The organism is Streptomyces olivoverticillatus (genome assembly GCF_014203555.1).
GTDB lineage: Bacteria > Actinomycetota > Actinomycetes > Streptomycetales > Streptomycetaceae > Streptomyces > Streptomyces olivoverticillatus.
This window is the reverse complement of sequence record NZ_JACHJH010000002.1, coordinates 804,371-828,586: the sequence shown is the minus strand read 5'-3', so window position 1 is coordinate 828,586 and position 24,216 is coordinate 804,371. Positions and strand designations below refer to the sequence as shown.

At 70.4% G+C, this 24,216-nt stretch carries 24 protein-coding genes and 1 riboswitch; of the genes, 7 read left to right on the top strand and 17 right to left on the bottom strand.

Annotation, left to right across the window (positions count from 1 at the left end; all coding sequences use genetic code 11):
* Nucleotide 1 precedes the first annotated feature (1 nt).
* The 6 genes from FHS39_RS09120 to ctaE all read right to left on the bottom strand — a co-directional run bounded on the left by FHS39_RS09120 (nucleotide 2) and on the right by ctaE (nucleotide 7,100).
* Nucleotides 2-1,360: an aminotransferase class V-fold PLP-dependent enzyme gene (locus FHS39_RS09120; RefSeq protein WP_184348149.1), complete on the bottom strand. Its 1,359-nt coding sequence runs from the start codon at nucleotides 1,358-1,360 to the stop codon at nucleotides 2-4.
* A gap of 163 nt (nucleotides 1,361-1,523) precedes the next feature.
* A riboswitch (SAM riboswitch) is annotated at nucleotides 1,524-1,640 on the bottom strand.
* A gap of 76 nt (nucleotides 1,641-1,716) precedes the next feature.
* A complete protein-coding gene (trpD, locus tag FHS39_RS09115; protein ID WP_184348147.1) occupies nucleotides 1,717-2,781 on the bottom strand; it encodes an anthranilate phosphoribosyltransferase in 1,065 nt (354 codons plus the stop codon).
* A gap of 152 nt (nucleotides 2,782-2,933) precedes the next feature.
* Nucleotides 2,934-4,559 (bottom strand): cytochrome bc1 complex cytochrome b subunit, encoded by a 1,626-nt coding sequence (gene qcrB / locus FHS39_RS09110; protein ID WP_184348145.1) that lies wholly within the window; start codon nucleotides 4,557-4,559, stop codon nucleotides 2,934-2,936.
* Nucleotides 4,556-5,608, bottom strand: a complete 1,053-nt coding sequence (qcrA, locus tag FHS39_RS09105; protein WP_184348143.1) for a cytochrome bc1 complex Rieske iron-sulfur subunit — start codon at nucleotides 5,606-5,608, stop codon at nucleotides 4,556-4,558. Before qcrA ends, qcrB begins: the two co-directional genes overlap by 4 nt.
* A complete protein-coding gene (qcrC, locus tag FHS39_RS09100) occupies nucleotides 5,605-6,414 on the bottom strand; it encodes a cytochrome bc1 complex diheme cytochrome c subunit (protein WP_184348141.1) in 810 nt (269 codons plus the stop codon). Before qcrC ends, qcrA begins: the two co-directional genes overlap by 4 nt.
* A gap of 65 nt (nucleotides 6,415-6,479) precedes the next feature.
* Nucleotides 6,480-7,100, bottom strand: a complete 621-nt coding sequence (gene ctaE, locus FHS39_RS09095) for an aa3-type cytochrome oxidase subunit III (RefSeq protein ID WP_184348139.1) — start codon at nucleotides 7,098-7,100, stop codon at nucleotides 6,480-6,482.
* A 226-nt stretch (nucleotides 7,101-7,326) separates the two neighbouring features.
* On the opposite strand from ctaE, the gene FHS39_RS09090 reads away from it, so the two are divergent.
* Complete coding sequence (locus tag FHS39_RS09090; RefSeq protein ID WP_184348137.1) at nucleotides 7,327-7,728, top strand: hypothetical protein; 402 nt, start codon at nucleotides 7,327-7,329, stop codon at nucleotides 7,726-7,728.
* Between the two features lies 1 nt (nucleotide 7,729).
* Here FHS39_RS09090 and FHS39_RS09085 read toward each other — a convergent pair whose 3' ends face one another.
* The 4 genes from FHS39_RS09085 to ctaC all read right to left on the bottom strand — a co-directional run bounded on the left by FHS39_RS09085 (nucleotide 7,730) and on the right by ctaC (nucleotide 12,196).
* On the bottom strand, nucleotides 7,730-8,983 hold the full coding sequence (locus tag FHS39_RS09085; RefSeq protein WP_184348135.1) for a L,D-transpeptidase: 1,254 nt from the start codon (nucleotides 8,981-8,983) through the stop codon (nucleotides 7,730-7,732).
* 125 nt (nucleotides 8,984-9,108) lie between these two features.
* The gene (locus FHS39_RS09080; RefSeq protein ID WP_184348132.1) at nucleotides 9,109-9,507 is read right to left on the bottom strand and encodes an aa3-type cytochrome oxidase subunit IV; all 399 of its coding nucleotides are present in this window, start codon (nucleotides 9,505-9,507) and stop codon (nucleotides 9,109-9,111) included.
* A complete protein-coding gene (gene ctaD / locus FHS39_RS09075) occupies nucleotides 9,504-11,228 on the bottom strand; it encodes an aa3-type cytochrome oxidase subunit I (RefSeq protein ID WP_184348130.1) in 1,725 nt (574 codons plus the stop codon). The genes FHS39_RS09080 and ctaD overlap by 4 nt, the downstream gene beginning before the upstream one ends.
* Nucleotides 11,225-12,196 (bottom strand): aa3-type cytochrome oxidase subunit II, encoded by a 972-nt coding sequence (ctaC, locus tag FHS39_RS09070; RefSeq protein ID WP_184348128.1) that lies wholly within the window; start codon nucleotides 12,194-12,196, stop codon nucleotides 11,225-11,227. Before ctaC ends, ctaD begins: the two co-directional genes overlap by 4 nt.
* A 314-nt stretch (nucleotides 12,197-12,510) precedes the next feature.
* Between ctaC and FHS39_RS09065 the strand changes: the two genes are divergently transcribed.
* Complete coding sequence (locus FHS39_RS09065) at nucleotides 12,511-13,893, top strand: aminotransferase class V-fold PLP-dependent enzyme (RefSeq protein ID WP_184348126.1); 1,383 nt, start codon at nucleotides 12,511-12,513, stop codon at nucleotides 13,891-13,893.
* Between the two features lie 60 nt (nucleotides 13,894-13,953).
* Here the strand turns inward: FHS39_RS09065 and FHS39_RS09060 are convergent, their stop codons facing one another.
* A complete protein-coding gene (locus FHS39_RS09060; protein ID WP_184348124.1) occupies nucleotides 13,954-14,928 on the bottom strand; it encodes a PfkB family carbohydrate kinase in 975 nt (324 codons plus the stop codon).
* 168 nt (nucleotides 14,929-15,096) lie between these two features.
* On the opposite strand from FHS39_RS09060, the gene FHS39_RS09055 reads away from it, so the two are divergent.
* Together FHS39_RS09055 and FHS39_RS09050 are read left to right on the top strand one after the other, a co-directional pair.
* The gene (locus FHS39_RS09055) at nucleotides 15,097-15,309 is read left to right on the top strand and encodes a hypothetical protein (RefSeq protein ID WP_184348122.1); all 213 of its coding nucleotides are present in this window, start codon (nucleotides 15,097-15,099) and stop codon (nucleotides 15,307-15,309) included.
* Between the two features lie 125 nt (nucleotides 15,310-15,434).
* Nucleotides 15,435-16,976 carry a hypothetical protein gene (locus FHS39_RS09050; RefSeq protein WP_184348120.1) on the top strand — a complete coding sequence of 514 codons (1,542 nt, stop codon included), beginning with the start codon at nucleotides 15,435-15,437 and terminating at the stop codon, nucleotides 16,974-16,976.
* 66 nt (nucleotides 16,977-17,042) lie between these two features.
* On the opposite strand, the gene FHS39_RS09045 is transcribed toward FHS39_RS09050, so the two are convergent.
* Complete coding sequence (locus FHS39_RS09045; protein WP_030364637.1) at nucleotides 17,043-17,399, bottom strand: HesB/IscA family protein; 357 nt, start codon at nucleotides 17,397-17,399, stop codon at nucleotides 17,043-17,045.
* A 250-nt stretch (nucleotides 17,400-17,649) separates the two neighbouring features.
* Between FHS39_RS09045 and nadA the strand changes: the two genes are divergently transcribed.
* Nucleotides 17,650-18,828 (top strand): quinolinate synthase NadA, encoded by a 1,179-nt coding sequence (nadA, locus tag FHS39_RS09040; protein ID WP_184348118.1) that lies wholly within the window; start codon nucleotides 17,650-17,652, stop codon nucleotides 18,826-18,828.
* A 124-nt stretch (nucleotides 18,829-18,952) separates the two neighbouring features.
* Here nadA and FHS39_RS09035 read toward each other — a convergent pair whose 3' ends face one another.
* The 4 genes from FHS39_RS09035 to FHS39_RS09020 all read right to left on the bottom strand — a co-directional run bounded on the left by FHS39_RS09035 (nucleotide 18,953) and on the right by FHS39_RS09020 (nucleotide 22,126).
* Nucleotides 18,953-19,648, bottom strand: a complete 696-nt coding sequence (locus FHS39_RS09035) for a response regulator (RefSeq protein WP_184348116.1) — start codon at nucleotides 19,646-19,648, stop codon at nucleotides 18,953-18,955.
* A 19-nt stretch (nucleotides 19,649-19,667) separates the two neighbouring features.
* Nucleotides 19,668-20,936: a sensor histidine kinase gene (locus FHS39_RS09030; RefSeq protein WP_184348114.1), complete on the bottom strand. Its 1,269-nt coding sequence runs from the start codon at nucleotides 20,934-20,936 to the stop codon at nucleotides 19,668-19,670.
* 97 nt (nucleotides 20,937-21,033) lie between these two features.
* Nucleotides 21,034-21,312: a PspA-associated protein PspAA gene (gene pspAA, locus FHS39_RS09025; protein WP_184348112.1), complete on the bottom strand. Its 279-nt coding sequence runs from the start codon at nucleotides 21,310-21,312 to the stop codon at nucleotides 21,034-21,036.
* Nucleotides 21,313-21,322: 10 nt separating this feature from the next.
* Nucleotides 21,323-22,126: a PspA/IM30 family protein gene (locus tag FHS39_RS09020; protein ID WP_184348110.1), complete on the bottom strand. Its 804-nt coding sequence runs from the start codon at nucleotides 22,124-22,126 to the stop codon at nucleotides 21,323-21,325.
* 276 nt (nucleotides 22,127-22,402) lie between these two features.
* Between FHS39_RS09020 and FHS39_RS09015 the strand changes: the two genes are divergently transcribed.
* Entirely contained in the window at nucleotides 22,403-23,008 is a 606-nt protein-coding gene (locus tag FHS39_RS09015; protein WP_343069457.1) for a DUF3043 domain-containing protein, read from the top strand.
* 86 nt (nucleotides 23,009-23,094) lie between these two features.
* On the top strand, nucleotides 23,095-23,802 hold the full coding sequence (locus FHS39_RS09010; RefSeq protein ID WP_184348822.1) for a methyltransferase domain-containing protein: 708 nt from the start codon (nucleotides 23,095-23,097) through the stop codon (nucleotides 23,800-23,802).
* A 76-nt stretch (nucleotides 23,803-23,878) separates the two neighbouring features.
* On the opposite strand, the gene FHS39_RS09005 is transcribed toward FHS39_RS09010, so the two are convergent.
* Nucleotides 23,879-24,091: a hypothetical protein gene (locus FHS39_RS09005; protein ID WP_184348106.1), complete on the bottom strand. Its 213-nt coding sequence runs from the start codon at nucleotides 24,089-24,091 to the stop codon at nucleotides 23,879-23,881.
* Nucleotides 24,092-24,216 lie beyond the last annotated feature (125 nt).

Genomic DNA, 24,216 nt, shown 5'->3' with positions numbered 1-24,216 from the left:
ATCAGGCCGAGGTGTCGGGCACACAGCGGCCGTCGACGGTCCGGTAGCGCCACTTCGCGCCGTCCGTCACCAGCTCCCCCACGGCGCGTACGAACCGCTCGACGTGCTCGTCGGGGGTGCCCGCGCCGAAGCTGACCCGGATGGCGTTGAGGGACTGCCCCTCCTCGGGCGCCCCGCACTCCCCCGCCTCCCCGCCGTCGGCGCCCAGCAGGGTGCGCACGAGCGGATGGGCGCAGAAGAGGCCGTCGCGGACCCCGATGCCGTACTCGGCGGAGAGCGCCGCGGCGAAGTGCGAGCTGTTCCAGCCGTCCACCACGAAGGAGATGACGCCCACGCGCGGGGCGTCCTCGCCGAACAGCGACAACACCCTGACCTGCGGGACGTCCGCCAGTCCGGCCCGCACCCGGGCGATCAGCTCCCGCTCCCGCTCGACCAGCCGGCCGAAGTCGGCCTCCCGGAGCGCCTTGCAGGCGGCGGCGATGGCGTAGGCACCGATGACGTTGGGCGAACCGGCCTCATGGCGGGCGGCAGTGGCGTGCCACTCGACCTCGACCCCGCCGTCGGCACGGCGCAGCACCTTGCGGCTCGCACCGCCGCCCGCCAGGTACGGCTCCGCCTCCTGCAGCCAGTCGGCGCGGCCCGCGAGCACGCCGGCGCCGAAGGGCGCGTACAGCTTGTGGCCGGAGAAGGCCACCCAGTCGACGTCCGATGCGGTGATGTCCACGGGGTGGTGCGGCGCGAGCTGCGCGGCGTCGAGCACGATGCGCGCGCCGTGCGCATGCGCCGCCGCGGCCAGCTCCTTGACCGGCCACAGCTCACCGGTCACGTTGGACGCGCCGGTCACACAGACCAGGGCGGGGCCGTAGGGCTCCCGGTCGGCCAGCGCCCGCTCCAGGGTCTGCACGGCCTCCCTCGGGGAGCGCGGCGCGTCCAGGCAGGTGACCTGCGCTTCGCGCCACGGCAGCAGGGCGGCGTGGTGCTCGGTCTCGAAGACGAACACCCGGCAGTCGGCGGGCAGTACGGATGCCAGCAGGTTGAGGGAGTCCGTGGTGGAGCGGGTGAAGACCACCTGGTCGCCCTCGCGGCAGCCGAGGAAGCGGGCGACCTCGGCCCGGCTGTTCTCGAAGAGGTCGGTGGACAGCTGCGACAGGTATCCCGCGCCCCGGTGCACGCTGCCGTAGTACGGCGCGTAGGCGGCCACGTCGTCCCAGACCCGCTGCAGCGCCGGTGCGCTGGCAGCGTAGTCGAGCGCCGCGTACGTCACCTCGCCTCCGGTGACGAGCGGCACGCGGACATCCCGCCCGAGTACCGGCAAAGGGGTGGAAACCGACTGGTCGGAGGCAAGGGTGGCGGCAGACATGGCGAACTCCCGTGTGAGGCAGGCGAATTCAACCGCGCAGAGGCGGCGACGGGCCTCGCGCGGGAAAGGAAAAGGGTGCGCGGAAAAGGGGCTCTCGGAGCCCTAACGCATTCGCTGAACCACGTGGAAAAGACTCCCTCGACAACCAGGATCCCTGGCGAGGGATCCGCGCTTGCCGCAGACCTCACTGCCTGCGGCCCGGTCATCACCCGGGGCACCCCGCCACGGAAGGAGGGTTGCCGGACAGCAAGCCGGGGCCGTATCGCTGTCACTCGTGACCTGGCCAGGAGTATGGCACAAACCTCGGATCAACGGCCCGGTGGGCGGGGAAAATCCCACCCACCGGACCGCCGGCTTCAGGCGTTGCTGGCGGCGACCCACCGCTCGAGCACCCGCAGCGCCGCCCCGGAGTCGATGGACTGCGCGGCACGCTCCATCTGGGCCCGGATCTGCTCCGCGAGCGGCGCGTCCGCGGGCGTCAACGCCACTAGCGCCGCGGCCGAATTGAGCAGCACCGCATCCCGCACGGGACCGGTCTCACCCGCCAGCACCCGCCGGGCGACGTCCGCGTTGTACGAGGCGTCGGCGCCCCGCAGCGCCTCCACCGGCACCAGGTCGATGCCCACGTCCCGCGGGTCGAAGGCCTCCCGGCGCACCTGTCCGTCCCGGACGACCCACACCTGCGAGGTGGCCGTCGTGGTCAGCTCGTCCAGGCCGTCGTCACCGCGGAAGACCAGCGCGGAGGAGCCCCGCTCGGCCAGCACCCCGGCGAGGATCGGCGCCATCCGGGCATCGGCCACACCGGTGGCCTGGGCCCGCACCCGGGCCGGGTTGGTCAGCGGACCGAGCACGTTGAAGGTGGTGCGGATGCCCAGCTCGCGGCGGGCCGGAGCCACGTGCCGCAGCGCGGGGTGGAACTTCACGGCGAAGCAGAAGGTGATCCCCGCCTCGCGGGCCACCTCCACCACCCGGGCCGGCGGCAGGTCCAGATTGACGCCCAGCTTCTCCAGCACGTCCGAGGCGCCGCTGGCGGAGGACGCGGCCCGGTTGCCGTGCTTGACCACCTTCGCGCCCGTGCCGGCCACGACGATCGAGGACATGGTCGAGATGTTGACGGTCTTGGCGCCGTCGCCGCCGGTGCCCACGATGTCCACCGTGGGACCGGGCACCTCGATCAGCTTGGCGTGCGCGTACATCGCCCGTACGAGCCCGGAGATCTCGGCGACCGTCTCGCCCTTGGCGCGCAGCGCGACGGCGAAGGCGGCGATCTGCGCGTCGGACGCCTCGCCGCGCATGATGCGGTCCATGGCCCAGGCGGTGTCGTCCGCGCTCAGGTCCACCCGGTCGAGCAGTGCGTCCAGTACGCGCGGCCAGGAAGGGGCCACCGCGCGCTCGCCGCCTGCCGGGGTCGCAACGTTCATGGTCCACACTCCTGGTGGTCGGTCTGTCCGTGACGGGCCGCCGAGGGCCCCGCTCCAGCCTATCCAGGACCGGGGACGGCAAAGAGCCCCGTCCATGCCGTGGACGGGGCTCCTGCCGTGGCGATCAGCGTTATTCGATCAAGAGGCGGGGATCAGTGGTGGCCGTGGCCGCTGGTGATCTCCTGGTACTCCTCCGCGGTGGCCTTCGGGATGTGCGTCCCCTCGCCGTAGAAGCCCTTCGAGAGCTTCACCCGCAGGCGCTGCCCGGCACCGGCCTTGCGGGCGACACCGTTCTCGTCCACCTCGGGCTCGAGCTCGAGCGGCTTGGGCTGCTCGTGCGCGGTGAGGGTGTGCAGCTGCTCCTGCGAGAGCGGCTCGTGGACCTCGACGAACTCGCCGTGCGGAAGGCGCTTGATGATGCCGGACTCGCGTCCGTGCAGCACCTTGTCCTTGTCGCGGCGCTGCAGACCCAGGCAGATCCGTCGCGTCGCGACGAAGGCGACGACCGGGCCGACGAAGAACGCGATCCGGACGAACCAGGTGATCGTGTTGATCGACAGGTGGAAGTGGGTGGCCCACAGGTCGTTGCCACCGCCCACCAGCAGCACCAGGTACCAGGTCAGCCAGGCCACGCCGAACGCGGTGCGCGTCGGGGCGTTGCGCGGGCGGTCCAGCAGGTGGTGCTCCCGCTTGTCGCCGGTCACCCAGGACTCGATGAACGGGTAGACCGCGATGGCGGCCAGCACCAGCGGGAAGATGATCAGCGGGATGAGGACACCCAGGACGAGCGTGTGTCCCGCGACGTTGATCTCCCAGCCCGGCATCACTCGGATGAGGCCTTCGGAGAAGCCCATGTACCAGTCGGGCTGGGCGCCGGTCGACACCTGGTCCGGGCGGTACGGGCCCATGGCCCAGATGGGGTTGATCGACGCGAGGCCCGCGAGGGCCGCGATGAGACCGAAGACCAGGAAGAAGAAGCCTCCGGCCTTGGCCATGTAGACCGGCAGCAGCGGCATGCCGACCACGTTCTTGTTCGTCCGGCCGGGGCCGGGGAACTGCGTGTGCTTGTGGTAGAAGACCAGGATCAGGTGCGCCACCAGCAGGCCGAGCATGATGCCCGGCAGCAGCAGGACGTGGATCGAGAAGAACCGCGGCACGAAGTCCGCACCGGGGAACTCGCCGCCGAAGAGGAACATCGACACGTACGTACCGATGATCGGAATGGAGAGGATCGCTCCCTCCATGAACCGGACACCGGTGCCGGAGAGCAGGTCGTCCGGCAGCGAGTAACCGGTGAAGCCGGTGAACATGCCGAGGACCAGCAGCAGGAAGCCGAACAGCCAGTTGACCTCGCGCGGCTTGCGGAAGGCGCCGGTGAAGAAGACGCGCATCATGTGCACGAGCATGGCTGCGACGAAGATCAGCGCCGCCCAGTGGTGGATCTGCCGGATGAGCAGACCGCCGCGGACGTCGAAGCTGATGTGCATCGTCGAGGCGAACGCCTCGGACATCTTCATGCCCTGCAGGGGCACGTACGAGCCGTGGTACGTGACCTCGGTCATGCTGGGGTGGAAGAAGAGGGTCAGGTACACGCCCGTCATGATGATGATGACGAAGCTGTAGAGGCAGACCTCACCCAGCATGAAGGACCAGTGGTCCGGGAAGATCTTCCGCATGTTGGCCTTGGCCAGGCTGTAGATGCCCAGCCGGCCGTCGGCCCAGTCGGCTACCCGCTCGCCCGCGGGTGCCTTGCGGCGGTTGTCAGCTGCAGTACTCATCCGCGCTCCCAGAAGGCAGGACCGACGGGCTCGGCGAAGTCGCCCATCGCCTCGAGGTAGCCCTTGTCATTGACCTTGATCCGCAGCTGCGGAAGGGCGTGGCCGGCCGGGCCGAAGATCACGCGACCGCCGTCGGAGAGGTCGAACGTGGACTGGTGGCACGGACACAGCACGTGGTGCGTCTGCTGCTCGTAGAGGCTGATCGGGCAGCCGACGTGGGTGCAGATCTTCGAGAACGCGACGATGCCGTCGGCGGACCAGTCGAGCTCGCGCTTGTCCTTGATGTTCTCCGGGCGGAGCCGGACGATCATCAGGGCGGCCTTGGCGATCTGCTTCTGGAAGTCCTCGTCCTCCTCCTTCAGGCCCTCGGGCATGGCGAAGGTGAGGGAGCCGACCTGGATGTCCTCGGGACGCAGCGGCAGCTGGGTGTTCTGGTTGATCAGCATCTTCCCCTCGGACCAGGCGGTCTTCCGGAGCTTGGTGCCCGGAAGCGGTCCGAGGTCGCGCAGCAGGACCACACCGGAGAGCGGCACCAGGGCCAGCGCGCCGAACATGGTGTTGCGGATCAGCTTGCGGCGGCCGAAGCCCGACTCCTCGGCACCCGCCGCGAAGTCGGCCATGACCTTGGCCTTGACCTCCGGCGCAGCCTCGATCGGGTGCCGGTCGTCGGCAACCTCGACGTCGGACATCAGGGTGCGGGCCCAGTGGACCGCGCCCGCACCGATGCAGAACAGCGCCACGCCGAGGGTGAGCCCCAGCGAGAAGTTCAGCGCGCTGATGTGGCCGATCGGGAAGACGAAGATGTTCTTGTCGACCGGAAGGGACACATAGGCGGCGATGAAGCCGACCGTGGCCAGCATCGACAGCACGAACAGGAACGCGACCACGCGCTCGGAGCGCCTGGCGGCCCGCTCGTCGATGTCCTGGATACGGGGCTCGTGCGGCGGGATGCCGGGGTCGGCGAAGGGGTCGCCCGCGGCCGCTACGGCACCCTCGTGCTCGCCCTGCTTGCTCGGCAGGGTCTCTTCTGGAATGTCTTGGCTACTCATGACTTCTTGGCCTTAGCGGTGTGGGCCGCGACCCAGATGGCGACTGCGATCAGTGCGCCCAGGCCGAAGATCCACGCGAACAGACCCTCGCTGACCGGGCCGAGCCCGCCCAGCTCGAGGCCGCCCGGGCTCTCCGACTTGGAGCTGTTGACCGTGTCGAGGTACGCGATGATGTCCTTCTTGTTCTTCTGCGACATCGTGGTGTCGGGGAAGGAAGGCATGTTCTGCGGGCCGGTCTGCATGGCCTCGTAGATGTGCTTCGGGTTGACGTCCTCGAGGGACGGGGCGTACTTGCCGTTCGAGAGCGCGCCACCCTTGCCGGTGAAGTTGTGGCACTGGGCGCAGTTCGTACGGAAGAGTTCCCCGCCCTTGGCGATGTCGGCGCCGTCCGGGCTGTACTGGCTCTTCTCCGGCACCGAGGGGCCGGCACCGAGGGAGGCGATGTACGCGGCGAGCTGGTCGATCTCGGCCTGCGAGTAGATCGCCTTCTTGCGGGGCGCCTGGGCACCCTGCTGCTGCAGCGGCATACGGCCGGTGGCGACCTGGAAGTCGACGGCGGCGGAACCCACGCCGACCAGGCTCGGCCCGTCGGAGGTGCCCTGACCGCCGGTGCCGTGGCAGCTTGCGCAGCCCACGGAGTAGAGCTTCTTGCCCTCCTCGATGGCAAGGGACTGGGCGGTGTCATCGGCCTTGGCCGTGTCCGCAGGCGCGAACGCGGCGTACAGCCCCCCAGTTACCGCCAGCGCGAAGAGTAGGACGACGACCGCCGCCAGCGGATGGCGTCGTCGTGCGGAGAGCTTTTTCACGGATTACCCCGGTGTCAGGATCTTCTGCGTCGTTGACTGTTGGTCCGGTTGCGGGACAGGACCGGTTACTTGATCAAGTAGATCGTGGCGAAGAGGCCGATCCAGACCACGTCGACGAAGTGCCAGTAGTAGGACACGACGATGGCCGCTGTCGCCTGGTGGTGGGTGAACCTCTTGGCCGCGTACGTCCTGCCCAGGACCAGCAGGAAGGCGATGAGACCGCCCGTCACATGCAGGCCGTGGAAGCCGGTCGTCAGGTAGAACACCGAGCCGTACGGGTCGGAGGAGAGCGAAAGCCCGTCCTTCTTGACCAGATCGGTGTATTCGAACACCTGGCCGCCGATGAAGATGGCACCCATCACGAACGTGACCGTGAACCACATGCGCAGCTTCTTCACGTCGCCACGCTCGGCGGCGAAGACGCCGAGCTGGCAGGTGAGGGAGGAGAGCACGAGGATCGTGGTGTTCGTCGCCGAGAACGGAAGGTTCAGCGAGGACGCCATTTCCTTCCAGTGCGCGGTTCCGGTCACCGATCGCAGGGTGAAGTACATCGCGAAGAGGGCCGCGAAGAACATCAGCTCGGAACTCAGCCAGATGATGGTTCCGACGCTGGTGAGGTTCGGTCGATTGACCGACGGGTGTGCGTGCCCGGTATCTGTTGCTGTTGCTGTCGCCACGACCGACATTATGTCGGTCGCTTATCTCGCGCTCACTCCGGGGGGTGCCGTTCGGTGTGTCAAGACCGTATGCGCTGCTCGGACGGCCCAAAGTACCCGTCCCCCAAAGGGAGGAAGCTCGCCTTCCGCGACCCTTGGCGAGCCTGGCCGGACCTCCTTGCGCGGGGGGCCGTGCGGAGTAGCATCCAGCCCACGTCCGATCCACAGCTGTGCCGAACACAAGCCTGGAGGAACGATGCAGCCCACCGCCACGGTGCTGGTCTACAGCGACGACGCGAGCACCCGCGAGCAGGTGCGGCTGGCCGCCGGGCGGCGTCCCGCACCCGATGTGCCGCCGGTGGAGTACGTGGAGTGCGCGACCCTGCCGGGCCTGCTGAGGGCCCTGGAGGAGCGCCGGATCGACGTGTGCGTCCTGGACGGCGAGACGGCCCCCGCGGGCGGCATGGGGGTGTGCAGGCAGCTCAAGGACGAGGTGTTCCGCTGCCCGCCCGTGCTGCTGCTCATCGGGCGCCCGCAGGACGCCTGGCTGGCCACCTGGAGCCGGGCGGACGCGGTGGTGGCCCACCCGCTGGACCCGGTGGCCTTCGCCGGGTCACTGGCGGGCCTGCTGCGCGAGACGCTCGCCGCCCGCGCCTGACTCACATCTCGGGGCGCAGCCGGGCGCCGTCGGCGGGCCCGGTGCCCTCCCGCTTGCCGGCCGTCAGCGCGCTGCCCTCGCGCCACTTGTTCCACGGCATGTTCCAGTCGCCGAAGCCGTTGTCGAAGGGCGACATGGTGTCGCCCGCGCTGCCCACGACCTTGACGAGGTCGCCGACGCGGACGTTGTCGAAGAACCACTTGGCGTTCTCGGTGCTCATGCCCGTGCAGCCGTGGCTGACGTTCTCCCAGCCCTGCGACCCCTCGGACCAGGGCGCGGCGTGGACGTATTCACCGCTCCACGTGACCCGGGTGGCCCAGTAGACCGGCAGGTCGTAGGAGTCCGAACTGCCCTCGGCGATGCCGATGCTGGTGCCGCGCATCCGTACGAAGGATTCCTGGCCGAGGACCACCTTGACCCCGTTACGAGTGGCGAAACCGGGCTTTCCGGTGGTGACGGGGATGGACCGGACCTCTTTGCCGTTCTTGAGGACGGTCATGGAGTGCCCGGCCGCGTCGGTGACGGCCTCGACCCGGTCGCCGGTGGTCAGCTTCAGGGGCTTGGAGGGGCCGCCGTAGAGGCCGCCGCCGACCTTGATGCCGTCGAGGGTGGCGTGCACGTCGATGGCGGCGTGCACAGGCCAGTAGTCCTTGGGCCGGTAGTGCAGGGTGCGGTTGTCCACCCAGTACCAGGAACCCTGGACCGCGGGCTGGGATTCGACCCTCAGGGTGCGCTCGACGACGGCGCGGGCGGCCGGGTCCTGGACCGGGACGCTGAGCTCCGCGGTGATGGGCTGTCCGACGCCGTAGGTGCCGTTCTGCGGACCGAAGGCGACGCGCAGCAGGCGGTCGGCCGGATTGGTGTCGAAACCGATCGTCCGGCGCCCCTGGGCCCCGTCCTCGTCCTCGGTGCTGACGCGCACGGTGTAGTGCGCGCCGGCCGAGAGCGCGCTGGTGCTGTGCCAGCGGGTGCCGTCGGGCGAGAGTTCACCCTTGACGTACCTCCCCGAGGCGTCCGTCGCGGTGACGTCCGTGATGCGGTCGTGGCCACTGGCCGTCACCTCCAGCGGCTTGCTGGGATCGGCCTTCTGGCCCTCTTTGGCGCTGGTGAGCGCGACCTGGCCGGTGGCGTCGTAGGGCTTGTCGGCCAGCGGATTGGACGTTCCGCCGCACGCGGCGACCCCCAGCGCCAGAGTGACCAGCAGCATGGTGCAGAACGGCACCGTGCGGACTCGGGGTGGTGGTGAGTGACCCATGGTCACACCGTAGGGACGCGGCGGGGATACGGCCTCCCGGGTGACTGCAAACGGGTGGATACAACGCGACGGGCCCCGCACACCGAAAGGGTGTGCGGGGCCCGTCGCGCAAGGTGCGGTGAGAGCTACTGGTTCTGGTTCTCGCCGCGGTAGAACTCGAACACCCAGCCGAAGAGGCCGACCAGGATGATCGGGGCCGAGAAGAAGATCAGCCACCAGCCGAAGCAGATGCTCAGGAAGGCGAGCGCACCGCCCACGGCCAGGAACAGCGGCTGCCAGCTGTGCGGGGCGAAGAAGCCCAGCTCACCGGCGTCGTCGGCGACGTCCGCGTTCTTGTCGTCCTGCGCTCCGGCGTCCACCCGGCGCGCAGTGAACGCCAGGTAGTAGCCGATCATCACGCTCAGGCCGAAGGCCATGAAGAGCGCGGTGGTACCGGCGGCCTCCTTCGACCACACGCCATAGACGATCGCCATGGCGAGGATGAAGACGGAGAGCCAGATGAACATCCGGCCTTGGATCCTCACTTGCCGGCCTCCTTGCCACCCGCGAGGGCCTTCTCAGAACCAAGGTTCTCTTCGAGCTCGAGAGCCGCGATCTCGGGGTGGTGCAGGTCGAACGCCGGGGATTCGGAACGGATCCGCGGCAGGGTGAGGAAGTTGTGCCGCGGCGGCGGGCAGGAGGTCGCCCACTCCAGCGAACGGCCGTAGCCCCACGGGTCGTCGACCTCGACCTTCTTGCCGTACTTGGCGGTCTTCCACACGTTGTACATGAACGGCAGCATCGACAGACCGAGCAGGAAGGAGCTGATCGTCGAGATGGTGTTCAGCGTGGTGAAACCGTCGGCGGCGAGGTAGTCCGCGTACCGACGCGGCATGCCCTCGGCACCCAGCCAGTGCTGCACCAGGAACGTGCCGTGGAAGCCCACGAACAGCGTCCAGAAGGTGATCTTGCCCAGGCGCTCGTCCAGCATCTTGCCGGTGAACTTCGGCCACCAGAAGTGGAATCCGGAGAACATCGCGAACACCACGGTGCCGAAGATGACGTAGTGGAAGTGCGCGACCACGAAGTACGAGTCGGAGACGTGGAAGTCCATCGGCGGCGAGGCCAGGATGACGCCGGTCAGACCACCGAAGGTGAAGGTGATCAGGAAGCCGACGGCCCACAGCATCGGGGTCTCGAAGGACAGCGAGCCCTTCCACATGGTGCCGATCCAGTTGAAGAACTTCACACCGGTCGGGACCGCGATCAGGAAGGTCATGAAGGAGAAGAACGGCAGCAGCACACCACCGGTGACGTACATGTGGTGCGCCCACACGGTCACCGACAGACCCGCGATGGAAATCGTCGCCGCAATCAGACCGATGTAACCGAACATCGGCTTCCGGGAGAAGACCGGAATGACCTCGGAAATGATGCCGAAGAACGGCAGGGCGATGATGTACACCTCTGGATGGCCGAAGAACCAGAAAAGGTGCTGCCATAGCAGTGCGCCGCCATTCGAGGCGTCGAATACATGGGCACCGAACTTGCGGTCCGCCTCCAGGGCGAACAGCGCGGCGGCCAGCACCGGGAAGGCCAGCAGGACCAGCACACCGGTCAGCAGGACGTTCCAGGTGAAGATCGGCATGCGGAACATCGTCATGCCGGGCGCGCGCATGCAGATGATCGTGGTGATGAAGTTGACCGAACCGAGGATCGTGCCGAAGCCGGAGAAGGCCAGACCCATGATCCACATGTCGGCGCCGACGCCCGGCGAGCGGACCGCGTCCGACAGCGGGGAGTAGGCGAACCAGCCGAAGTCGGCCGCACCCTGCGGGGTGAGGAAGCCGGCCACCGCGATCAGCGAGCCGAAGAGGTACAGCCAGTAGGCGAACATGTTCAGCCGCGGGAACGCCACGTCGGGCGCGCCGATCTGCAGCGGCATGATCCAGTTCGCGAATCCGGCGAACAGCGGCGTCGCGAACATCAGCAGCATGATCGTGCCGTGCATCGTGAACGCCTGGTTGAACTGCTCGTTCGACATGATCTGCGTGCCGGGACGGGCCAGCTCGGCGCGCATGAGGAGCGCCATGAGGCCGCCGATGCAGAAGAACGCGAACGACGTGACCAGGTAGAGCGTGCCGATCGTCTTGTGGTCAGTGGTGGTGAGCCACTTGATGACCTGACTGCCGGGCTGCTTCTGGCGTACGGGTGGTGCTGCCGTGGCTGTGGCGGCGGCACCCTGGGGTTCGTTGAGGATGCTCACTTGTTCTTGGTCTCCGCGTTCTTCGCGTGATCCGTCTGCGCGATACCCGCCGGCTGGTAGCCGGTCTGGCCCTTGGCCGCGAGCTCCTTGAGGTGCGCCTTGTACCGCTCAGGAGAGACGACCTTGACGTTGAAGAGCATCCGGGAGTGGTCCTGGCCGCAGAGCTCGGCACACTTGCCCAGGAAGGTGCCCTCCTTGTTCGGGGTCACCGTGAAGCTGTTGGTGTGGCCCGGGATGACGTCCTGCTTCATCAGGAACGGCACCACCCAGAAGGAGTGGATGACGTCCCGTGAGGTGAGGACGAACTCGACCGTCTCACCCTTGGGCAGCCACAGCGTGGGGCCCGGGTTGTTGGTCTGCGGGTTCCGCTCGCCCGGGGTACCGACCTCGTACACGCCCTCGGCACCCTGGGGCGCCTTCTTGAGGAAGCGGTCGGGGATCGCGTCGAGCTCCTTGTTCTCGCGGAGCGGCTTCGCCGGGGTGGCGGCGTTGCCGTCGACGTCCTCCAGGTAGTTGAACGCCCAGCTCCACTGGAAGCCCACCACGTTGACGACGTGCTGGGGCTTGTCAGGGTTGGTCAGGAGCTTGTTCTCATCACGCGCGGTGAAGTAGAAGAGCACCGACACGATGATGATCGGGACCACGGTGTACAGCGCCTCGATGGGCATGTTGTACCGGGTCTGCGGGGGGACCTCGACCTTGGACCGGCTGCGCCGGTGGAAGATGACGCTCCAGATGATCAGGCCCCACACCAGGATGCCGACCGCAAGGGCGGCGGCCCAGGAGCCCTGCCACAGGGAGAGGATCCGCGGCGCCTCTTCCGTGACGGGAGTGGGCATTCCGAGGCGGGGGAAGTCCTTGGATGTGCAACCGGTGGCGGTCGCAAGGACAGCGCCCGCGGCCAGCGCCTGCAGCAGCTTCCGCCGCACCGGGCGCCGCGACGAGCGGTCGGAGCCGTTGGGACTCACGTAGCGCCTTCCCGAGAGTCTCGCCCGTGCGGCCGGCTGCGGCCGTCTCGCTGGTCGGTCGCCGGCCCGCTGCGGGCAGGGGTTTGGATGTTTATGCGGACCAAACCCTACTGGACGCTATTTGGGGCTGCGCGGGGAGGGTGCCCAACGCGCCGCGTCACTCACCAATGGGGTGGAATCTGGGGCTCCGGCGGCCATCTGGAGGACCGTCAGACGGCCGCTGCCGGGCCATCCTCGCAGGCCGCAGGGGTGGGGACGCGGCCGCCGCCGGGTGCGCCGCCGCGCGGGCGGACCCGCGCGTTAGCGTTCCTCACGTGCCCTACTTCGACGCCGCCTCCGCCGCCCCCCTCCACCCGGTCGCCCGCCAGGCGCTGCTGGCCGCCCTCGACGAGGGGTGGGCCGATCCCGCCCGCCTCTACCGGGAGGGGCGGCGCGCCCGGCTGCTGCTGGACGCCGCGCGCGAGGCCGCGGCGGAGGCCGTGGGCTGCCGGCCCGACGAGCTGGTTTTCACCTCTTCGGGTACCCGCGCGCTGCACGACGGCATCGCGGGCGCCCTCGCCGGGCGCCGCCGGACCGGCCGCCATCTGGTGGTCTCGGCCGTGGAGCACTCCGCCGTGCTGCACGCGGCCGCGGCCCTGGAAGCGGACGGCGGCAGCGTCACCGAGGTCGAGGTCGGCCGCACCGGCCGGGTGGATCCGGCCGCCTACGCCGCCGCCCTGCGCCCGGACACCGCGCTCGCGGCGCTCCAGTCCGCCAATCACGAGGTGGGCACCGAGCAGCCGGTGACCGAGGTGGCCGAGGCCTGCCGGGCGGCCGGGGTGCCGCTGCTGGTGGACGCCGCGCAGTCGCTGGGCTGGGGCCCGGTGGCACCCAGCTGGTCGCTGCTCACGGCGAGCGCGCACAAGTGGGGCGGCCCGTCGGGGGTGGGCCTGCTGGCCGTGCGCAAGGGGGTGCGGTTCGCCGCCCGCGGCCCGGCGGACGAGCGGGAGTGGGGCCGGGCCCCGGGCTTCCCCGACCTGCCCGCGATCGTGGCCGCCGCGGCCTCGCTGCGGGCGGTGCGCGCGGAGGCGGCGGCGGAGGACGCGCGGCTGCGGGCGCTGGTGGAGCGCGTACGGACCCGGGTGCCCGAGCTCGTACCGGACGTGGAGGTGGTCGGCGACCCGGTGCGGCGGCTGCCCCACCTGGTGACGTTCTCCTGTCTGTACGTGGACGGGGAGACGCTGCTGCACGCCCTGGACCGGGAGGGGTTCTCGGTGTCGTCCGGGTCCTCGTGCACGTCCAGCACGCTGGAGCCGAGCCATGTGCTGCGGGCGATGGGGGTGCTGTCGGAGGGGAACGTGCGGGTTTCGCTGCCGCGGGGCGCGTCCGCGGAGGAGGTCGAGGACTTCCTCGGGGTGCTGCCGGGGGTTGTGGCGGCGGTGCGGGAGCAGCTGGGGGCGCCCACGGGGGCGTCTGACGCCGCCGCCACGTCCGAGGAGCTCGTCGTCGATTCGCTCGGGAAGCGGTGTCCGATCCCGGTGATCGAGCTGGCGAAGGTGATCGGGGATGTGCCTGTGGGTGGGCTGGTGACCGTGCTGTCGGACGACGAGGCTGCGCGGCTCGACATTCCCGCTTGGTGCGGGATGCGGGGGCACTCGTATGAGGGTGAGCGCCCTGCCGAGCGCGGGGTCGCTTATACGGTGCGGCGCCGCGCCTGACGGTTTCGCCCACCCACCCGCCCGATTGACGGGCGGCTGGGTGGGCGGAGCCCCACAGGGTCAGGCCAGGCGGGCCTGGATTTCGGCCGCGGCCTCGTGGCCGTAGGCCTTCGTGAAGCGCTCCATGAAGTGCCCCCGTCGCAGCTCGTACTCCTGCGTGCCCAGCGTCTCGATGACCAGCGTCGCCAGCATGCAGCCCAGCTGCGCCGCCCGCTCCAGGGACAGCTCCCAGGTCAGGCCCGCCAGGAAGCCCGCGCGGAACGCGTCGCCGACGCCGGTCGGGTCGACCTTCGCCTCTTCCTGCGCGCAGCCGACCTCGACCACCGGCTCGCCGACGCGCTCGATGCGCACGCCCGCCGCGCCCAGCGTGGTGATGCGGGTGCCCACCTTGGCCAGGATCTCCTCGCCCGTCCAGCCCGTCTTGGACTCGATGAGCGCCTTCTCGTACTCGTTGGTGAAGAGGTAGGCGGCGCCCTCGATCAGCAGCCGGATGTCCTCGCCGTCCAAGCGGGCCAGCTGCTGGGAGGGGTCGGCGGCGAAGGGGATGCCACGGGTGCGGCACTCCTCGGTGTGCCGCATCATCGCCTCGGGGTCGTCCGCGCCGATCAGCACCAGGTCCAGGCCGCCGACCCGGTCGGCCACCGGCTGCAGCTCGATCTGGCGGGCCTCGCTCATCGCACCGGTGTAGAAGGACGCGATCTGGTTGTGGTCGGTGTCCGTGGTGCACACGAAGCGCGCGGTGTGCAGGACCTCGGAGATGTGCACGGACGAGGTGTCCACGTTGTGCCGCTCCAGCCAGGAGCGGTACTCGGCGAAGTCCTCGCCCGCCGCGCCCACCAGGATCGGCCGCAGGCCCAGCACGCCCATGCCGAAGCAGATGTTCGGACCGACACCGCCCCGGCGCACGTCGAGCTCGTCCACGAGGAAGGAGAGGGAGACCGTGTGCAGCTGGTCGGCCACGAGCTGATCGGTGAAGCGGCCGGGAAAGGTCATCAGGTGGTCGGTGGCGATAGAGCCGGTGACAGCGATACGCACGACGGGTCTGCTCCTTGCGGGGCGAGGTGACATGAGGCGGACAAGAAGAGCCACACCACGTTACCCGTTCCCATCCCGGTGACCAGGCCCAGATCTCGCCACCAAGCAGGCAAATCTACCTCGGCGTAGGTCTTTCACCGGACGTCCCGCGGTGCGTACGGTGCCGGTATGCCGAAGACTGTGAAGGACGTCACGTACGCCGACCCGGAGTCGCTGGCCCAGCTGCGCAGGGACTGCGCCCGGATGGCGCCGGACTGGCAAGGCATCCCCTCCCCCGCCCCCGAGCCCGCCCCCGCCACCCCGCTGTCCTCGATCCACGGGGTGTCCGTGCCCGCGCGGTCCGCCCGGCTGCTGGACGGAATGTCGGAGTACGGCGACTGAGAGTCACCCGCCGAGAGTCACCCGCGGCACAGTGGAACCGTCCGCTCCTGCGCTCCGTCCAAGCGGCGTCCTCTTCACGGGGGATGTGGCTGTACACATTTTGAGCGGAGCGAAGGAGCGATGCGGTGAGCACCGAGGGCGGCACTCCGGGAAGCACCACCGGCAAACGGCAGCGGAAGCACTCGCCGCTGGCGGTGGCATCGGTGGCGGCGGCGGTGCTGCTGGCCGGAGGAGGCGGCGCGTACTGGGCGTCCACGGCGGCAGGCGGCGACGGCGGCAGTTCCCCCGGCTCGTCGGGCCAGGGCTCCCCCGCCCCGCTGGCCCTCGACGGCTACGGGCAGGGCTCGAACGGCCCCTCCCAGGGCATCGCCGTCGGCGAGCCCGACCCCAACGGCGTCCGCTACCGGGCCGACGGCAAGCTGCCGGACGGGCCGCGGACGGCGCCCGTCTACCTCCCCGGGCGCGAGGTCGCGCAGAGCGAGGTGGCCGCCCTGGCCAAGACCCTGCAGGTGCAGGGCATCCCGCGGCTCGTCCAGGGCACCTGGACGGTCGGCGGAGGCACGGGCGCGAGTGAGCCCGTACTGCAGGTGAGCCAGAAGGCACCGGGCAACTGGTCGTACGCCCGCTACGGCACGCCGGGCGGTACACACTGCGAGCACCCCCCGGGCGCGGGCCCGAAAACGGCCATGGGCGACGACCTGGGCGGCAAGAGCGCCGACGACGGCGGCGGCTGCCCGCAGTTCCGGGACGGGGCGCAGGGCACCGATCCGGTGCCGGAGGACAAGGCCAAGAGCGTGGCCGCCCCGGTGCTCAAGGCGCTGGGCCAGGACAACGCCAAGATCGACGCAGGGCGGCGGTACGGGGCCGTGCGGACCGTCACCGCCGATCCCGTGCTCAATTCCCTGCCCACCTACGGCTGGCAGACCAGCCTGCAGGTCGGCGCGGACGCCCAGCTGGTCGCCGGCAGCGGTCAGCTGCAGCTGCCCAAGAAGGGTGCCGACTATCCGCTGGTGACCGCCCGGCAGGCGCTGGACCAGCTGAACAAGGGCGGCGGCACCAGCCACCCGGCCATCGGCGGCTGCGCCTCGGCGGTGCCGTACCGGGACGGCGGCAAAGCGCCCTGCGAGGGGAAGCCGACGGCGGTGCCGGACCCGGCGGCTGTGCGCAGCGCCACATTCGGGCTGTCCGCCCAGTCGGTGGGCGGGCATCCGGCACTGGTGCCGTCGTGGCTGTTCGCCGTGCAGATGCCGGGGACCCCCGATAAATCGGACAAGAGCGCTACGGTCACGGTCGCCCAGCCGGCCGTGGACCCCGCGTACATCGCGAAGCCCGGCCGGGCGCCGTCCGGCAGCCCGACGGGCACGCCCTCGGCCCCCGCGGCGAAGACCGGGACGGTGCGGGTGGACTCCTACGCGGTGGAGGGCGACGGCAAGAAGCTCGTCCTGCACTTCTGGGGCGGGGTGTGCAGCACCTACTCCGCATCCGCCGAGGAGTCCTCGTCGGCCGTGACGGTGAAGGTCACCGGGACGGAGAAGGAGCCGGGCAAGGTCTGCGTGATGATGATCAAGCACTTCGACACGACGGTGTCGCTGGACAAGCCGCTCGACGGGCGCAAGGTCGTCGACCTGTCGACGGGCGCCACCGTCTCGCCGGACGAGCAGAGGTAGCCGGATACGCCGAAGGGCGGCGCCCCGCAGGGGGTGCCGCCCTTCGCGCGTCGGATCCGACAGCCGTCAGCTGAAGGAGTCGCCGCAGGCGCAGGAGCCGGTGGCGTTGGGGTTGTCGATCGTGAAGCCCTGCTTCTCGATGGTGTCGACGAAGTCGATGGAGGCGCCGCCCAGGTAGGGGGCGCTCATGCGGTCGGTGACGACCTTGACACCGTCGAAGTCCTTGACGACGTCGCCGTCGAGCGAGCGCTCGTCGAAGAACAGCTGGTAGCGCAGGCCGGAGCAGCCACCAGGCTGGACGGCGACGCGCAGGGCGAGGTCGTCACGGCCTTCCTGCTCCAGCAGGCCCTTGACCTTGGCGGCCGCGGCGTCGGACAGAAGGATGCCGTCGCTCACAGTGGTCTTCTCGTCCTGAACGGACATCTGCTTCACTCCCGGGTTCGGAACGGGTGCGGACTGCTTGCCTTCGCCAGCAACCGCCGGTGCCCCGGATTCATTCCGGGCATGGACCGTGACTTCGTCTTTCATGCTCGCACACCGTCCGCGAGAACGGGAATGTGTCACATCGACGCGATCATCATCGTCAAACTGACGTGAAGGGGCTATGATAAATAGCGTCAAATTGACGACAAGGCCCGAAGCGGCCGTCCGCAGAACAGAAAGGGTGCGTGTCGTGACCACCGCCCAGCCCTTGGATGTCCAGCCCACCCCCCTCGCCCTCCTGCTGCTCGGCCGCGAGGCCGACCCGCGCAGCGAGCGCGGCGTCGAGTGCCCCGGCGACCTGCCGGCCGCCTCCGACCCGGACCTGGTGGAGCGTGCGCGGGCGGCCAAGGCGAAGCTCGGGGACAAGGTCTTCGTCCTCGGCCACCACTACCAGCGCGACGAGGTCATCGAGTTCGCGGACGTCACCGGCGACTCCTTCAAGCTGGCGCGGGACGCGGCCGCCCGGCCGGACGCGCAGTACATCGTCTTCTGTGGTGTGCACTTCATGGCGGAGTCCGCGGACATCCTGACCGGTGACGACCAGCAGGTCGTCCTGCCCGACCTGGCCGCGGGCTGCTCGATGGCCGACATGGCCACCGCCGAGCAGGTCGCCGAGTGCTGGGACGTGCTGACCGAGGCGGGCATCGCCGAGGTGACCGTCCCGGTCTCGTACATGAACTCCTCCGCGGACATCAAGGCCTTCACCGGCAAGCACGGCGGCACCATCTGCACCTCCTCCAACGCCGAGCGGGCGCTGAACTGGGCCTTCGAGCAGGGCGAGAAGGTGCTCTTCCTGCCCGACCAGCACCTGGGCCGCAACACCGCCGTCCGTGACATGGGGATGTCCCTGGACGACTGCGTGCTCTACAACCCGCACAAGCCGAACGGCGGGCTGACCGCCGAGGAGCTGCGCGGCGCGAAGATGATCCTGTGGCGCGGGCACTGCTCGGTGCACGGGCGCTTCTCGCTCGACTCCGTCAACGACGTGCGCGAGCGGATCCCCGGCGTGAACGTGCTGGTGCACCCCGAGTGCCGGCACGAGGTCGTGGCCGCGGCCGACTACGTCGGCTCGACGGAGTACATCATCAAGACCCTCGAGGCCGCCCCGGCCGGCTCCAAGTGGGCCATCGGCACCGAGCTCAACCTCGTGCGGCGCCTGGCGAACCGATTCGCCGACGAGGGCAAGGAGATCGTCTTCCTCGACAAGACGGTCTGCTTCTGCTCGACGATGAACCGGATCGACCTGCCGCACCTGGTGTGGGCCCTGGAGTCCCTCGCCGAGGGCAAGGTCGTCAACCGCATCGAGGTCGACCCCGAGGTCGCGAGCTTCTCCAAGCTGGCGCTGGAGCGGATGCTCGCACTGCCGTAGGCGCGGCGTGCGGGTACCCCGCAAGGCCGCAGGCCTTCGGGGCTCCGCCCCGGACCCCGGTCCTCAAACGCCGGACGGGCTGGATTCACAAACGCCGGGCGGGCTGATTTCGGCCCGTCCGGCGTTATGCCGTCCGCGGGCGGACCAGGCCCGACTCGTAGGCGATGACGACCAGTTGGGCCCGGTCCCGGGCGCCGAGCTTCGCCATCGCCCGGTTCACGTGCGTCTTGACGGTCAGCGGGCTCACCGAGAAGCGCTCGCCGATCTCGTCGTTGGACAGCCCGCCCGCCACCTGTACCAGGACCTCGCGCTCGCGCGCCGTCAGCGCGGCGAGCCGGGCATGGTGCCGCCCCTCGCCGTCGCCCGTGCCGCCGGTGCCCTCGCCCTGCGCCAGGAACGTGGCGATCAGGCCCTTGGTCGCCGCCGGGGACAGCAGCGCCTCCCCCGCCGCCGCGATACGGATCGCCGCCAGCAGCTCGTCCGGCTCGGCGCCCTTGCCCAGGAAGCCGGAGGCGCCCGCGCGCAGCGACTGCACCACGTACTCGTCGACCTCGAACGTCGTCAGCATCACCACCCGCACCGCGGCCAGCGCCGGATCCGAGCAGATCGCGCGGGTCGCGGCGAAGCCGTCCGTGCCCGGCATCCGGATGTCCATCAGGACCACGTCGGGGACGTGCAGCCGGGCCAGCTCCACCGCCTGCGCACCGTCCGCGGCCTCCGCCACCACCCGCATGCCGGGCTCCGAATCCACCAGCACCTTGAACGCGCTGCGCAGCAACGCCTGGTCGTCGGCGAGCAGTACGGTGATCGGCTCGGTCATGGGGCAAGCCTAGGGGGCGCTAGGCACGGCCTTGCAGGGGCAGGGTGGCGCGGACCCGGAAGCCGGGGGCGCCGTGTTCGCGCGGGGCCGCCTCGCAAGTGCCGCCGAGTGCGGCCGCGCGCTCGCGCATGCCGATCAGCCCGTGGCCGCCGCCGGGCGTCCCGGGCGGGTCCGGGGTCAGGCCGCCGCCGTTGTCCAGGATGGTCAGGCTGAGGCTGTGTTCCTCGCGCAGCAGGGCGACTTCGGCCCGGGCGCCGGGCCCCGCGTGCTTGTGCACATTGGTCAGCGCCTCCTGCAGGACACGGTAGGCGGTCAGGTCGACGGCGCCGGGCAGCGGGCCGATGACGGCGGCCGCACCCGCGACGCTCGCGGTGCTGCCCGCGCCGCCGGGCACGGTGGAGGCTGCCGCGACCTCCACCTGCAGCCCGACGCGGGCGAAGCCGTCGACGAGCTGGTCGAGGACGCCGAGGCCGGGCGCGGGCTCGGTGGGGGCCGCGGGGTCGCCGTACTGGCGCAGCAGGCCCACGGTGGCGCGCAGCTCCTCCAGGGCCGAGCGGCTGGCCTGGCGGACATGGGCGAGGGCCTGTTTGGCCTGGTCGGGGCGGCTGTCCATGACGTGTGAGGCGACGCCCGCCTGGACGTTGACCAGGGCGATGTGGTGGGCGACGACGTCGTGCAGCTCGCGGGCGATGCGCAGCCGTTCCTCGGCGACGCGGCGGCGGGCCTCCTCCTCGCGGGTCAGTTCGGCCCGTACGGCCCGCTCCTCGATCGCGGCGATGAAGGCGCGGCGGCTACGCACAGCGTCTCCCGCGGCTCCGGCCATGCCCGTCCAGGCCAGCAGGCCGAGGTTCTCCTGGGAGCTCCAGGGCGGCGGGCCGATGAGCATGACGGTGCCGGTCAGGCCGACGACGGTCACCACGACGATGCGCCAGGCGGTGGTGCGCTCGGTGCGGGCGGCGACGGTGTAGAGGGCGACGGCGACGGCCGTGGCGATCTGGGTGCGCGGCGGGCCGTCCCGGCCGGCGACGGTGGCGATCAGCGTGAGGGCGGAGGTGGCGGCGAGGACCGCGCGCGGATTCTTGCGGCGCACCGCGAGGCAGCCGCAGGCGGCCACCGACAGCAGTACGAAGCAGGGCCCCGGCGGGTGCCGGGCGGTGTGCGGGCCGAGGAGGGTGCCGAGGAGGACGCTCGCGAAGACGACGGCGGCCAGCAGGGTGTCGGCGGCCGTCGGGTGGGCGCGCAGCCAGTGGCGCAGGCGGGCGGCGCCCGCGGTCGCGAGGGAGGGCATCGGGTTTCCTGTCGGAGGATCCGGCCGCGATCCGGCGGCGCCCCCGCCCCCGGTGCGGGGAACGGGGGCGCGGGCGGGTCGCCTGCGACCGGGCCGGTCAGCCCGGGATGAGACCGTCGTCGCCGAGCATCTCGCGGACCTCGTCCAGCGAGGCGTCCGGCGAGGGCAGGATCAGTTCGGAGGGCTCCAGGGCGTCGTCGGGCAGCGGAGCGCCCAGGCCGCGGACGGCGTCGAGCAGCGTGCCCAGGGTGCGCCGGAAGCCCTCCTCGTCGCCGCTCTCCATCTCTGCGAGCAGTTCGTCGTCCAGCTTGTTGAGCTCGGCGAAGTGGCTGTCGCTCAGCTTCACCTGGCCCTCCCCCATGATCCGCACGATCATGACGGTCTCCTCAGCTCTTGTCGTAGCGGGGCCGGTCCTGCGGCTGGGACGAGGGCGTCTGCTGCTGCCCCGGACGGCCGCCTTCGATGGCCTGGCGGTCGGCGCTGCTGCCGCCCGAGAGCTCGGCCTTCATCCGCTGGAGCTCCAGCTCCACGTCCGTACCACCGGAGATGCGGTCCAGCTCGGCGGTGAGGTCGTCCTTGGCCATGCCCGTGGGGTCGTCCAGCGCACCCGAGGCCAGCAGTTCGTCGATGGCGCCGGCGCGGGCCTGCAGCTGCGCCGTCTTGTCCTCGGCCCGCTGGATCGCCATGCCGACGTCGCCCATTTCCTCCGAGATGCCGGAGAAGGCCTCGCCGATGCGGGTCTGGGCCTGGGCGGCGGTGTAGGTGGCCTTGATGGTCTCCTTCTTAGTGCGGAAGGCGTCCACCTTGGCCTGCAGCCGCTGGGAGGCGAGCGTGAGCTTCTCCTCCTCGCCCTGGAGGGTCTGGTGCTGCGTCTCCAGGTCGGTGACCTGCTGCTGGAGCGCGGCACGGCGGGTGAGCGCCTCGCGCGCCAGGTCCTCCCGGCCGAGCGCGAGCGCCTTGCGTCCCTGCTCCTCCAGCTTGGCCGACTGCCCCTGGAGCTGGTTCAGCTGCAGCTCCAGGCGCTTGCGGGACGTCGCCACGTCCGCCACGCCCCGGCGCACCTTCTGCAGCAGCTCAAGCTGCTTCTGGTACGAGTAGTCGAGGGTCTCGCGCGGATCCTCGGCCCGGTCCAGGGCCTTGTTGGCCTTCGCGCGGAAGATCATCCCCATACGCTTCATGACACCGCTCATGGGCCTCGCGCGCCCCCTTCTGACCGACTGGATCGGGCTTAGGCTCCAACACACATCCAACAGAACCCACAGTACGGGGCCCGCTTCCATTACCGCACTGTCCGGGCACCGATGCGCTCCTCCTCCAGGACGATCAGAGAGGCACCGGCATCCGGCCCAAGGAGTAGAAGAACATCTAGGGAGAGACCTTACGGCCCCCGGCCCGAGGGGTGCCGTTGCCGGATCGTGCCCGGCAGGGCCGGTGCCGGAGGCCCAAAGGCCGTACCCTTGGGTCCCGTGTTCCGAAGCCGTTCGAAGGAAGAGCAGTCCGCCAAGGTGACCGACTCCAAGGTGACCGCGGACCAGCCCAAGCAGCCCCGTGACCCGCAGGCCCCCAAGGGCCGCCCCACCCCCAAGCGGAGCCATGCCACCGCGCAGCGCCGCTCGATGGCCGCCGCCCCGGCGGACCGCAAGGAAGCGGCCAAGCGTGCGCGCGAGTCGCGCCGCGCCGACCTGGCCAGGCAGCGCGAGGCCCTGGCCAACGGGGACGAGCGCTTCCTGCCCGCCCGTGACAAGGGCCCGATCCGCTCCTACGTGCGCGACTTCGTCGACGCCCGGTACTCGGTGGCGGAGTTCTTCCTGCCCCTGGCCGTGCTGATCCTCGTGCTGAGCATGATCAACCGTGGCACGTTCCAGTCGTACGTGCTGCTGGCCTGGCTGGTCGTGATCGTGCTGATCGTCCTGAACTCGGCGGTCACCGGCATCTCCCTCAAGCGCGCCCTCAAGCAGCGCTTCCCCGACGAGAACCTGCGCGGTGCCGTGCCCTACGGCCTGATGCGCACGCTCCAGATCCGCCGGCTGCGGCTGCCCAAGCCGAAGGTCAAGCGCGGGGAGAAGCGCTGAGCGGCTTCGTGTCCGGCTTCGTCGGCGGCGCCGACGGATGGCTGAGCGGGCTCGGGGGGCTGCGGAACACCGTCCGCCAGGAACTGGTGGCGCGCCAGATCGACGAGCAGATAGCCGCCCGCTTCCCCGTGGGGCGGCGGCTGCGCGTGCTCGACGTGGGCCTCGGCCAGGGCACCCAGGCCCTGCGGCTGGCCCGCGGCGGGCACGAGGTGACGGGCCTGGAGTCCGATCCGCGGATGGTGGCCGTGGTGCGCGAGGCGCTGGCTGCCGAGCCCGAGGGCATCCGCGAGCGGATGCGGATCGTGGAGGGCGACGGCCGGGACACCGGTGCGCACTTCCTGCCGGGCGCCTTCGACATCGTGCTCTGCCACGGTGTGCTGATGTACGTGCCGGAGCCGGACCCGATGCTCGCCGGGCTGGCCCGGGTGCTCGCCCCGGGCGGGCTGCTGTCGCTGGTCGTGCGGAACGCGGACGCGCTGGCGATGCGGCCGGGGCTGAGCGGTGACTGGGAGACGGCGCTCGCCGCCTTGGACTCCCCCGCCTACACCAACCGGCTCGGCCTGGAAGTGCGCGCCGACCGGCTGGAGACGCTGACCACGACCCTCGCCGGGATCGGGGCGCCGCTGCACGCCTGGTACGGCGTGCGGGTCTTCACCGACCTGGCCGCCGACGGGCAGGCCCCGCCGCCGCCCGAGGAGTTGGAGCGGCTGCTCGCGGCCGAGGACCGGGCGGGCCGCCGCGACCCGTACCGGGCGGTGGCCGCGCTGCTGCACCTGTGCGGAGTGCGGGGATAGAAAGACTTCGGCCCCGGCACCGGCGCCCCTCGGGAGGGGCGCCGGTGCCGGGGCCGGTGCTTTCAGGGCTTCGCCGTCAGGACTCGGCGGCCGCGTGCAGGCTCATCGGGCCGTAGACCTCGACGTCGTCCTCGAAGAGCCGGACCTGGTCCACGCCGCCCTCCAGCAGCGCCTTCCACTCCTCGCCGATCCAGGATTCGGCGTCCCCCTGGGTGGTGAACTCCTCGGGCTCCACCGCCGGTACGGTCTCCGTGCCGTCTTCCTTCTCGAACCGCCACGTCCACACCATGTCCGCCTCCTGAGGCTGGTTGAGTCCTGGATACGTCCCGCGATACGAACTGCCGAGCGCAGCCTAACGGTCCGTAACGGACGAGAAAGGGTGAGCCCCGCGCGCCCGCGGACCGCGGACGCGAG